Source organism: Pseudomonas sp. PA-4-8C (genome assembly GCF_021606625.1).
GTDB lineage: Bacteria > Pseudomonadota > Gammaproteobacteria > Pseudomonadales > Pseudomonadaceae > Aquipseudomonas > Aquipseudomonas lactis.
Genome location: NZ_WKCD01000194.1, coordinates 1 through 10685, shown reverse-complemented (window position 1 = coordinate 10685; position 10685 = coordinate 1). Strand labels below are relative to the sequence as shown.

The window sequence follows — 10685 nt, the reverse complement described above, 5'->3', positions numbered from 1 at the left end:
GGCCCCTGTGGGAGCTGGCTTGCCTGCGATGCAGACAACTCGGTGCTTGCGTCAGACCGAGGTGATGCTATCGCAGGCAAGCCAGCTCCCACAGAAAGCCCTGCTCCCACAGGGATATTGCATTGGCCCGCGTTACCAGGCTAGCAGCACTTGGGCCCACCCTTGCCGCCGTAACGGGCTTCCTGGCGTTCCCGGAAGAACGCCTTGTAGTCCATCACCGGCTTGTCCGGGTGTTTGGTTTGCATATGCTCGACGTAGGTGTCGTAGTCGGGCATGCCGACCATCAGGCGGGCGGCCTGACCGAGGTATTTACCGAGGCGACTGATGTCATTGAACATGTTTGCAATCCTCGTTTACGCGTCCGGTACAGCCTGGAACGGGGCTTCTTTATCCGTACGCTCTTTGTTGCCCCAGGCGGCGACACCCACCTTCAGCGCATAGAACAGGATGCTGAACACCACGAACAGGAACAGCGCCGTCAGCGTTGCGTTGGTGTAGGCGTTCCAGATCACGTGCTGCATCTGGTCGATGCTCTTGGCCGGGGCCAGGATCTGGCCGTTAGCCAGGGCATCGCTGTATTTCTTGGCCAACGACAGGAAGCCGATCGCCGGGTTGGCGTCGAACAGCTTGATGAAGCCTGCCGTGGTGGTGCAGATCAACAGCCACACCGCCGGCAACATGGTCACCCAGATGTAGCGCTGGCGTTTCATTTTGATCAGCACAACGGTTGCCAGCATCAACGCGATACCCGCCAGCATCTGGTTGGAGATACCGAACAGCGGCCACAAGGTATTGATCCCACCCAGCGGGTCGATCACACCTTGGTACAGCAGGTAACCCCACATCGCCACACAACCGGCCGTCGCGATCAGGTTGGCGGTCCAGGACTCGGTGCGTTTGAGCGCCGGCACGAACGAACCCAGCAGGTCCTGCAGCATGAAGCGACCGGCACGGGTGCCGGCGTCCACGGCCGTGAGGATGAACAGCGCTTCGAACAGGATCGCAAAGTGGTACCAGAACGCCATGGTGTTTTCACCCGGCAGCACACTGTGCAGGATCTGCGCGATACCCACCGCCAACGTCGGCGCACCGCCGGCACGCGCCAGGATGGTGGTTTCACCGATATCGTGGGCCACGGCAGAGAGCGCCTCAGGCGTAATGGCAAAGCCCCAACTGCTGACCGTCTGCGCCACGGTAACCACGTCGGTGCCGACAATGGCAGCCGGGCTGTTCATGGCGAAGTACACGCCAGGCTCGATCACCGAGGCGGCAACCATCGCCATGATGGCCACGAACGACTCCATCAGCATGCCGCCGTAACCGATGTAACGGGCATGGCTTTCACTGGCGAGCAACTTGGGCGTGGTGCCCGAAGAGATCAGCGCGTGGAAGCCCGAGACCGCGCCACAAGCGATGGTGATGAACAGGAACGGGAACAGGCCGCCCTTCCACACCGGGCCGGTGCCGTCGATGAACTGGGTGAGTGCCGGCATTTTCAGGTCAGGCATGGTGACCAGAATGCCAATCGCCAGGGCGATGATGGTGCCGATTTTCAGGAACGTCGACAGGTAGTCGCGGGGCGCCAGGATCAGCCACACCGGCAGCACAGCAGCCACGAAGCCGTAGCCGATCAGCATCCAGGTGATTTGGATACCGGTGAAAGTGAACGCCTTGGCCCACACTGGATCAGCGGCAATCTGCCCGCCCAGCCAGATCGAACCCAGCAGCAACAGCACGCCGATGATCGAGATTTCACCGATGCGGCCCGGGCGGATGTAGCGCATGTAGATGCCCATGAACATCGCGATCGGGATGGTCGCCATCACCGTGAAGATGCCCCATGGGCTCTCGGCCAGGGCCTTGACCACGATCAGCGCCAGCACCGCGAGGATGATGATCATGATCAGGAAGCAGCCGAACAGCGCGATGGTTCCGGGAATGCGGCCCATCTCTTCGCGAACCATGTCCCCCAGGGAACGGCCATTGCGACGAGTGGACAGGAACAGGACCATAAAGTCTTGCACCGCACCGGCCAGCACCACCCCGGCAATCAGCCACAGGGTACCGGGCAGATAGCCCATTTGCGCCGCCAACACCGGGCCGACCAACGGGCCTGCACCGGCAATCGCCGCAAAGTGGTGACCGAAAAGAATGTGTTTGTTGGTCGGTACATAGTCCAGACCATCGTTGTTGACCACCGCAGGGGTTGCCCGCCGAGGGTCGAGTTGCATCACGTTGTTGGCGATGAACAGACTGTAGTAACGGTACGCAACCAGGTAGATGGCCACTGCAGCGACCACAATCCACAAGGCGTTGATCGCCTCGCCGCGGCGCAAGGCCACTACGCCCAGGGCGCACGCTCCTACAATTGCCAGCACCAGCCAGGGTAAGTGGCGTAGCAGGCTATTATTATTTTTCATTTTTATATTCCAGCCAGGGTGGACAGAAAGGACAGCCAGCCCGAGTTTAGCGCTACTGGCCTTAAAGACCAGCCCCCTACGTTGGTCTAGAGCCTTCAACCGGTAAAAAAAGCCGAAATAATCGCCCCTTGATGGCCCCGGGCTACACTCCCCCCATTCACAGAGGGTTTTACCATGACCGAGCATGCGTCTGAACGTCGCCGTTTTCGCCGGATTGCCTTTGATGCCACGGCCGAACTTCGGCAAAACGGCAGCGAATGGCCGGTGAAACTGCTGGATCTATCACTCAAGGGTTTACTGGTGGAACGGCCTGACGACTGGAAGGGAAATAAAGCGCTGCCCTTTGAAGTCGACATACGCCTGGATCAGAAGACGCATATAAAGATGCAAGCGCGGCTGACCCATGAAGATCCTGGTCAATTGGGCTTTGTGTGCAAACACATTGATCTGGATTCGATCAGCCATTTGCGCAGGTTCGTTGAGTTGAACCTGGGTGATGAGCAAGAGCTGGAGCGCGAGCTGGGCGCCCTGCTGGAGATCTAGCTGCCAACATGAATCAAGGGTGGGAGCTGGCTTGCCTGCGATGACGGTGTATCAGGCAAGGATGGGTAAGCTGACCCGCCGCTATCGCAGGCAAGCCAGCTCCCACAGGGGTTCAGCAGTGTTGCGGATTATTCGAACAGCGCATCCAACGCCTGTTCCAAGCGTGTCACAGCAATGATCTGTAACCCCGGCGGCGCCTCCTTCGGGGCATTGCCCTTGGGCACAATCGCGCGCTTGAAGCCATGCTTGGCCGCTTCCTTCAACCGCTCCTGCCCACTCGGCACCGGGCGCACTTCGCCCGACAGACCCACCTCGCCAAACACCAGCAAATCATGGGGCAACGGCCGATTACGCAGGCTGGACATCACCGCCGCCATCAACGCCAGGTCGGACGCGGTCTCCAACACCTTGACCCCGCCCACCACGTTCAGGAACACATCCTGGTCGTGGGTCGGAATGCCGCCATGCCGGTGCAGCACCGCCAGCAGCATCGCCAGGCGGTTCTGGTCCAGGCCCAGCGTGACCCGCCGAGGGTTGGCCAAATGGCTGTCATCCACCAGCGCCTGGACTTCCACCAACATCGGCCGGGTGCCTTCCCACGTCGCCATCACCACACTGCCTGGGACTTCTTCCTGGGCGCGGGTGAGAAAAATCGCCGAGGGGTTCGAGACTTCTTTCAGCCCCCGGTCGGTCATGGCGAACACACCCAGTTCGTTGACGGCGCCAAAGCGGTTCTTCACCGCCCGTAGCAGGCGCAGGCGACCGTCGGATTCCCCTTCGAAATACAGCACGGTGTCGACCATGTGTTCCAACACCCGTGGCCCGGCCAGTGCGCCTTCCTTGGTGACGTGGCCGACCAGGAAGATCGCCGTGCCGCTCTGCTTGGCGTAACGCACCAGCAGCGCAGCGCTTTCGCGCACCTGGGACACGCCGCCGGGTGCCGACTGCAGCTGTTCGGTGAAAATCGTCTGGATCGAGTCAATGACCATGACTTTGGGTTTTTCGATGCGCGCCGTGGCGATGATGCTTTCGATGCAGGTTTCGGTCATCACCCGCAACTGATCCTGAGGCAAGCCCAGGCGCCGGGCGCGCATGGCCACTTGCTGCTGGGACTCTTCGCCGGTGACATACAGCGCTGGCATACGGCTGGCGATGCTGCACAGGGTTTGCAGCAGGATCGTGGACTTGCCGATGCCAGGGTCACCGCCAATCAATACCACCGAGCCGTCCACCAGGCCACCGCCCAATACCCGATCCAGTTCGCCGGAGGCGGTGGAAAAGCGCGGGATCTCTTCGACGCTGACTTCGGCCAGGGTCTTGATCTGTGCCTGTTGCCCGGTCCAGCCGGCACGGCCGGTGGGGGCCGCGGCACCGCCACTCTCGATCATGGTTTCAGTCAGGGTGTTCCACGCGCCGCATTCGGAGCACTGGCCCGCCCATTTGGGAAAGGTCGCGCCGCACTCTGTGCAGCCGTACATGCGCTTGGCCTTTGCCATATGAGAACCTCCAACCGAAAAACCGCGATGATAGCTCAGCGCGACGCTGGGGTCCGGATTTCGCCCTTGGCTAAACGTGAAGCGCTGTTCCCGACCGGGTCTTCGGCGTTCAGATCGGCGCCTTTGGCTTGCAGCGCCCCCAGCAACTCGACGCGCTTGAATAGCCCGGCATACATGGCGGCGGTCTGCCCTGCGCCGTTGCGTTGGTCAGGGTTGCAGTCGGTGGCCAACAGGCGCTGGGCGATTTTCAGCTCGCCTTTGAAGATGGCGCCCATCAACGCTGTGTTGCCGCGTTTATCCTGCACACAGGCGTCGGCGCCGGCATCGAGCAGACGCTCCACATACGGGCCCTGGCCGTGATAAGCAGCCAGGATCAACGCGGTGTAGCCCTTGTCGTCCTGGGTATTGAGACCGTAGCCGGACTCAATGAAGGTGTTGAGCATGTCGAGGTCGCCACGACGGGCGGCGTCGAAATAGTAGTCCTGCAACTGCGCCTTGAGCGCCACCGGGTCGGGAGACTCGGCATGGGCAGCGAAGGCCAGCATGGCCATCAGTAAACCGATAGAGATGCGCATAGGGTGTTCTCCTGCCAAAGGTCGACGCCCGTGAAGGCGCCGACCGCAACCAACGAATCAGTCAGTCAGTTTTTCCGCCAGCGCCTTCACGCGAGCCAGATCGCCCTTGGCGACCTTGGCCACGCCGGTGCCGTATTCCGGATCCGCCTTGTAGAGGAACGACAGGATGATGTGCTTGCTCTCGTCATCGGTGGTGGCCAATGAGCCGCCGAAGTTGTTGATCAAGTCCTCGCGCTCTTTCTTGGTGTAGGAACGGTACAGATCACCGGCCTGCTTGAAGTTCTGCTCACGCTGGATCTTGGCCTGCTGGGTGCTGCCCGACAGCGGCGCCTGGCTGTAGCGCGCGGTTTGTGGCTCTTCGCGTGGCAACAGGCGGCTTGGCTGGTAGTTCACGCCAGTGGTGGTCTTGCCGAAGTTCATCGCACCATCCTGGTTGCCGTTGTTGACGCTGACCCGTGGAGCGTTGATCGGCAGTTGCAGGGCGTTCGCGCCCAGGCGGTACATCTGTGTATCGGCGTAGGAGAACACCCGCCCCTGCAGCAAGCGGTCTTCCGACGGCTCGATACCCGGTACCAGGTTGGCCGGGGCCATCGCCACTTGCTCGGTTTCCTGGAACACATTGGCCGGGTTGCGGTTCAGCACCATTTGCCCGACTTTGCGCTCGGGCACATTCGGCCAGATCTTGGTGGCATCCAGTGGGTCGAAATCAAACTTGGCCAGGTCTTCAGGCTTGAGCACCTGCACATACAGGTCCCACTTAGGGAAGTCGCCTTTGTTGATGTGCGTGACCAGATCATTGGTCATATGGCTGTAGTCACGCCCTTGTACTTCGGTAACTTGCTTGGGATCAAGGTTCTTGATGCCCTGCAGGCTCTTCCAATGAAACTTGACGTAGTGCACTTCACCTTTAGTGTTAATCAACTTGTAGGCATGTACGCCATTGCCGTCCATTTCGCGGTAACTGGCGGGGGTGCCGGAGTCCGAGTACAACTCGGTCAGTGTACGAGTGGACTCTGGAACATGGGAGAAGAAGTCGAAACGGCGCGAGTCATCGTCCAGGTTAGTGCGCGGGTCCGGTTTAAAGGCATGGACCATGTCCGGGAACTTGATGGCATCGCGAATAAAGAACGTGGGGAAGTTATTACCGACCAGGTCCCAGTTACCTTCGGCGGTATAGAACTTGGTGGCGAAGCCCCGTGGGTCCCGCAGGGTTTCCGGGGAGTGGTTGCCATGCACCACCGCCGAGAAGCGCACGAACACCGGCGTGGTTTCACCGGCGGCGAATACTTTGGCCTTGGTCAGGTCGCTGAGGTTGTCGGTCACGGTGAAGGTGCCATGGGCGCCCGTGCCGCGCGCGTGTACTACGCGCTCGGGAATGCGTTCGCGGTCGAAACGCTGCAGCTTCTGGATCAGTTGCACATCCTGCAGCAACACCGGGCCATTGGCGCCGGCGGTCTGGGAGTTCTGGTTATCACCGACGCTGGCCCCGTTATCGCGGGTCAGGTTCGCGGCTTGTACGGAGAGGGAAAGCAGGCTGGCGGTCACCAGTGCCAGCGCATGGCGCGCCGACACGGGCCTACGGCTGATTGGAGTGTTCATCGAGGTTTCCTCTGGTTTTTTTAGCGCACATTCTGTTGTGCTTGTCAGAGGCTAGTGACCTGCGAGTCAGAAGATAAATAGAAAAACACCACAGACCCGATTAAGAAAAAAATCTGGTAACTCGCTGAAATAGCGGCTAATTCGCGCGCGATTGATGGCACTTTGCAAACTATTTGCGATTTGATGTGTCGATAAAAACCGACAGTGTTAACAGTTGTGTCGAGCAAGCGCTGTTCGACTGAATTACACTGACCTCCACCCTCCTCAACTGTAACAAGGAATAACCTATGGGCGTGATCAGTGAGTTCAAGGCCTTCGCGGTCAAAGGTAATGTGGTCGACATGGCCGTCGGTATCATCATCGGTGCTGCCTTCGGCAAGATTGTTTCCTCATTTGTAGGCGACGTGATAATGCCTCCCATCGGCCTGCTGATCGGTGGCGTGGACTTTGCCGATCTGGCCATCACGCTCAAGGCCGCACAGGGTGATGTACCTGCGGTTGTGCTGGCGTACGGCAAGTTCATCCAGAGCATCATCGACTTTGTGATCGTCGCGTTTGCAATCTTCATGGGCGTGAAGGCGATCAACCGTCTGAAGCGCGAAGAAGCCGTGGCCCCAAGCCTGCCGCCGACGCCGAGCAAGGAAGAAGTGCTGCTGGGCGAGATCCGCGATCTGCTCAAGGCACAGAACAACAAGCCGCTTTAACCCGCGATTGCAAAAAAAAGGCGCCTCGCAAGGCGCCTTTTTTCTACCAATAGTTTTCTACCGCCACCTGGCCAGGCCGTCGGCTCAGGCTCAGTTGCATGTCCCGCTGCTTGAGCAACTGGCGCGTGTCATCGACCATCTGCGGGTTGCCGCAAATCAGTACACGCGAATCCTGTGCCGTCATCTCCACGCCGGCGGCCCGCTCCAATTCGCCATTTTCGATCAAGGCCGTAATACGCCCATTCAACGCGCCCGGATGCTGCTCACGGGTGACGATGGGGATGTAGGTGAGTTTGTGGGCGTATTCGGTCAGGTATTCGCGCTCACCCAATGTGTTGATCAGCGACTGGTAGGCCAGCTCTTTGGCTTCCCGGGCGCTGTACACCAGGATGATGCGCTCGAATTTTTCCCAGACTTCGAAGTCCTGCAGGATCGACAGGAACGGCGCGACGCCCGTTCCGGTTCCCAGCAACCACAAGTCACGCCCGTCGACAAAGCGGTTGAGGGTCAGAAAACCCGTAGCCTGCCGCTCTACCAGCAAGGTATCGCCCACCTTCAGGCGGCTCAGTTCACTGGTGAACTCACCACCGGGGACCACGATGGAAAAAAAATCCAGATGCTCGTCAAACGGCGAAGACACGATGGAATAGGCACGCCAGACGGTACTGCCATCCGCCTTGGTAACGCCCAGGCGCACGAACTGGCCGGCGGTAAAACGAAAACCGGCATCGCGGGTGGTGCGCAGGGTGAACAGGCTGGGGGTCAGCGATTGCACATCGAGCAGGGTCTGGCGGGTAAATTTCTCAGCACTGGCCGTCATGGGGGGCTCCGTTTTGCACAGACCTTTAGTGTCCCTCAAAACAGACCGCGCAAACACCGATGATTGGTACTGGCATTTAAAATCGTCCAAGGTACGGGCAGCCACCTTGCGGGCGAGCCTGGCCGTTTTTGGCACAGTCACACGTGAACCCTGCGCGCCACCCTGGCACTAACTATTTGGCTATTAGCACGCTTCGCACACCTCACTAGATGAAACGGCATCCACGACAATATCATTTCAATATTACCTCCAAGCCATTAAGAATATTGAAGAAAAAAAAGCCGACAAACTCCCTTATACAAAACTTCAAGCCTTGTACAAAACCGGCGTGCGAAACAAACCCTGTAAGTAAAATATTTTTCAGACTCAGTTGTAGGACTTCCCCTACACTTGTTTTCGAGTTGCATTGGGAGATCAGGACGTACCCAAGTCACACAGAAACCTATGGAGAGTCATCGATGGTCAATTGGCATAACACCCGGCTGCCCAAGCTGGAAGGCGAGAGTGAAATCACCAGTGTGTTTGAGATGGTGATTAACCACACCTATGAACTGGGTTTCGAATATTGCTCTTTTACGATGAGCTCCCAGTCACAAGACACTCAAACAAAACCCATTCTATTTAGTAACTATCCAAACGAATGGAGCCACATTTATAAACAAGCACACTACTTCGATGTAGACCCCGTTGTAACCCACTGCAAAAGTTCGGTACTGCCCATTCTCTGGGAGCAAAAAACCTTTGCCAACACGCCCCAGCTGTGGGAGTTGGCCCAGTCATGCGGGGTGCATTTAGGCTGGACCCAAGCCGTGCATGATTTCCAAGGTGTATTCAGCATGCTGACCCTGGTTCGCAGCAAGGGCGAGGTCAGCCCGCAAGAGCTTTACGAAAAAGCCGGCCAGGTGTTGTGGCTTTGCCATGCGATGCATGCGGTCGTCGCGCAGAAGTACGCCGACGCGCCCGAGATCAAAGCGCCCAGCAAATTGACCGCCCGGGAAACGGAAATCCTCAAGTGGTCTGCGATGGGCAAGACGGCCTCCGAGATTGCCGCGATTCTTTGCCTGTCCGAACGCACCGTGGGCTTTCATATCAGCAGTACCTTCAAGAAGCTGGGCGTGCATAACAAGATCCAGGCGGTGCTGCGTGCCGCTAAAGCCGGGCTGTTTTAACCTACGCAAAACACCGCATGTCATCGCGTTGAAAAAAACGTAACATTTACGGCCAATTCTGAGTGTTGAGGGTGCGCTTTCCACGGTTGCCCCGCCGTTCGCTCAGAAGGTCCGTCGATTACCCAGAGCCTTGCCCCACCATGCCCCTGCTTGACAGCCCTTTCGCCCAGCTCGACCTGATTCGTCAGCCCGAGCAACACAATGATCCGCTGCAAGCCTTCGATGCCGCCGACGAATACCTGCTCAGCCACCTCGCCGCGCAACAGCTTACTGCTGCCACCCGCGTGCTGGTCCTCAATGACAGCTTCGGCGCCCTGGCAGCCAGCCTTCAAGGCCAGGTGAACGTGACCTCCAGCGGTGACTCGTTCCTCGCCGCCCAGGGCCTGGAAAAAAACCTGGTGCGCAACGGCAAACCCTTTGATGCCGTGCCCTTCATACCGGCCAGCCAGCTTGCGACCGGGCCGTTTGATCGCGTATTGATCCGCGTGCCGAAAACCCTGGCGTTGCTGGAAGAACAACTGATCCGCCTGCAAGGGCAACTGGCGCCCGGCGCCGAGGTGATCGCAGGTGCGATGGTCAAGCATTTGCCCCGGGCCGCAGGTGAATTGCTGGAGCGTTACATCGGGCCCATGCACGCCTCATTGGCGGTCAAAAAGGCACGGTTGCTGATCGCCAGCGTCGAGCAGCGCCCTGCCGCGGTCTCGCCCTACCCGACCCGCTATACCCTGGATGCGCCGGTCATCGAGTTGTGTAACCACGCCAACGTGTTTTGCCGCGAAGGCCTGGACATCGGCACCCGCGCCTTCCTGCCGCATCTGCCAAAAAACCTGGGCAGCGCCCGCGTGGCGGACCTGGGTTGCGGCAACGGCGTACTGGCGATTGCCAGCGCCCTGCACAACCCCGATGCGCATTACACCTTGGTGGATGAGTCGTACATGGCGGTGCAATCGGCCGCCGAAAACTGGCAAGCCGCCTTGGGTGAACGGGACGTCACCGTGCATGCCGGCGACGGCCTGGCCGGCCAGGAGCCGCAGTCGCTGGACGTGGTGCTGTGCAACCCACCGTTTCACCAACAGCAAGTGGTGGGCGACTTCCTGGCCTGGCGCATGTTCCAGCAGGCACGCGAAGCGCTGGTGGTCGGCGGCGCCTTGTACATCGTCGGCAATCGTCACCTGGGCTACCACAGTAAGCTGGCGCGGCTGTTCCGTGGCGTCGAGCAAGTAGCGGCCACGCCCAAGTTTGTCATCCTCAAGGCGCGTAAATAAAAAACCCCTGCTTATTTGTAGGAGCGAGCTTGCTCGCGAAAAACGCCAACGATAACGCGTGCTTACTGAATAAACGCGGCGTCTGTGAGTTTTT

At 59.1% G+C, this 10685-nt stretch carries 10 protein-coding genes; 4 read left to right on the top strand and 6 right to left on the bottom strand.

From position 1 onward, the window contains the following. Positions 1-140: 140 nt before the first annotated feature. Together GIW04_RS22095 and GIW04_RS22090 are read right to left on the bottom strand one after the other, a co-directional pair. On the bottom strand, positions 141-338 hold the full coding sequence (locus GIW04_RS22095; RefSeq protein WP_003194308.1) for a YbdD/YjiX family protein: 198 nt from the start codon (positions 336-338) through the stop codon (positions 141-143). Between the two features lie 15 nt (positions 339-353). Continuing rightward, positions 354-2420, bottom strand: a complete 2067-nt coding sequence (locus GIW04_RS22090; RefSeq protein WP_003194310.1) for a carbon starvation CstA family protein — start codon at positions 2418-2420, stop codon at positions 354-356. A 174-nt stretch (positions 2421-2594) separates the two neighbouring features. On the opposite strand from GIW04_RS22090, the gene GIW04_RS22085 reads away from it, so the two are divergent. Continuing rightward, on the top strand, positions 2595-2963 hold the full coding sequence (locus GIW04_RS22085) for a PilZ domain-containing protein (protein ID WP_120248807.1): 369 nt from the start codon (positions 2595-2597) through the stop codon (positions 2961-2963). 128 nt (positions 2964-3091) lie between these two features. Here GIW04_RS22085 and radA read toward each other — a convergent pair whose 3' ends face one another. Genes radA through katB form a run of 3 tightly spaced genes read right to left on the bottom strand, consistent with a single transcriptional unit; the run spans position 3092 to position 6633 of the window. Beyond that, positions 3092-4459, bottom strand: coding sequence for a DNA repair protein RadA (gene radA, locus GIW04_RS22080; protein ID WP_003194313.1), 1368 nt, complete (start codon positions 4457-4459; stop codon positions 3092-3094). Between the two features lie 35 nt (positions 4460-4494). Continuing rightward, positions 4495-5034, bottom strand: a complete 540-nt coding sequence (locus GIW04_RS22075; protein ID WP_094774580.1) for an ankyrin repeat domain-containing protein — start codon at positions 5032-5034, stop codon at positions 4495-4497. Between the two features lie 57 nt (positions 5035-5091). After that, on the bottom strand, positions 5092-6633 hold the full coding sequence (gene katB / locus GIW04_RS22070; protein WP_120248806.1) for a catalase KatB: 1542 nt from the start codon (positions 6631-6633) through the stop codon (positions 5092-5094). Between the two features lie 287 nt (positions 6634-6920). Between katB and mscL the strand changes: the two genes are divergently transcribed. Continuing rightward, a complete protein-coding gene (mscL, locus tag GIW04_RS22065) occupies positions 6921-7337 on the top strand; it encodes a large-conductance mechanosensitive channel protein MscL (RefSeq protein WP_003194320.1) in 417 nt (138 codons plus the stop codon). 43 nt (positions 7338-7380) lie between these two features. Here the strand turns inward: mscL and GIW04_RS22060 are convergent, their stop codons facing one another. Continuing rightward, a complete protein-coding gene (locus tag GIW04_RS22060) occupies positions 7381-8157 on the bottom strand; it encodes a ferredoxin--NADP reductase (RefSeq protein WP_120248805.1) in 777 nt (258 codons plus the stop codon). 458 nt (positions 8158-8615) lie between these two features. Here GIW04_RS22060 and GIW04_RS22055 point away from each other — a divergent pair, with 458 nt between their 5' ends. Further along, positions 8616-9326: a helix-turn-helix transcriptional regulator gene (locus GIW04_RS22055; protein WP_003194324.1), complete on the top strand. Its 711-nt coding sequence runs from the start codon at positions 8616-8618 to the stop codon at positions 9324-9326. Positions 9327-9466: 140 nt separating this feature from the next. Beyond that, on the top strand, positions 9467-10591 hold the full coding sequence (locus GIW04_RS22050; RefSeq protein ID WP_120248804.1) for a methyltransferase: 1125 nt from the start codon (positions 9467-9469) through the stop codon (positions 10589-10591). Positions 10592-10685: the final 94 nt, after the last annotated feature.

Coding starts and splice junctions, on each gene's coding strand:
- GIW04_RS22060 (WP_120248805.1), bottom strand. CDS start 8,157: ATGACGGCCAGTGCTGAGAAATTTACCCGCCAGACCCTGCTCGATGTG.
- GIW04_RS22090 (WP_003194310.1), bottom strand. CDS start 2,420: ATGAAAAATAATAATAGCCTGCTACGCCACTTACCCTGGCTGGTGCTG.
- GIW04_RS22075 (WP_094774580.1), bottom strand. CDS start 5,034: ATGCGCATCTCTATCGGTTTACTGATGGCCATGCTGGCCTTCGCTGCC.
- GIW04_RS22055 (WP_003194324.1), top strand. CDS start 8,616: ATGGTCAATTGGCATAACACCCGGCTGCCCAAGCTGGAAGGCGAGAGT.
- GIW04_RS22050 (WP_120248804.1), top strand. CDS start 9,467: ATGCCCCTGCTTGACAGCCCTTTCGCCCAGCTCGACCTGATTCGTCAG.
- radA (WP_003194313.1), bottom strand. CDS start 4,459: ATGGCAAAGGCCAAGCGCATGTACGGCTGCACAGAGTGCGGCGCGACC.
- katB (WP_120248806.1), bottom strand. CDS start 6,633: ATGAACACTCCAATCAGCCGTAGGCCCGTGTCGGCGCGCCATGCGCTG.
- GIW04_RS22085 (WP_120248807.1), top strand. CDS start 2,595: ATGACCGAGCATGCGTCTGAACGTCGCCGTTTTCGCCGGATTGCCTTT.
- GIW04_RS22095 (WP_003194308.1), bottom strand. CDS start 338: ATGTTCAATGACATCAGTCGCCTCGGTAAATACCTCGGTCAGGCCGCC.
- mscL (WP_003194320.1), top strand. CDS start 6,921: ATGGGCGTGATCAGTGAGTTCAAGGCCTTCGCGGTCAAAGGTAATGTG.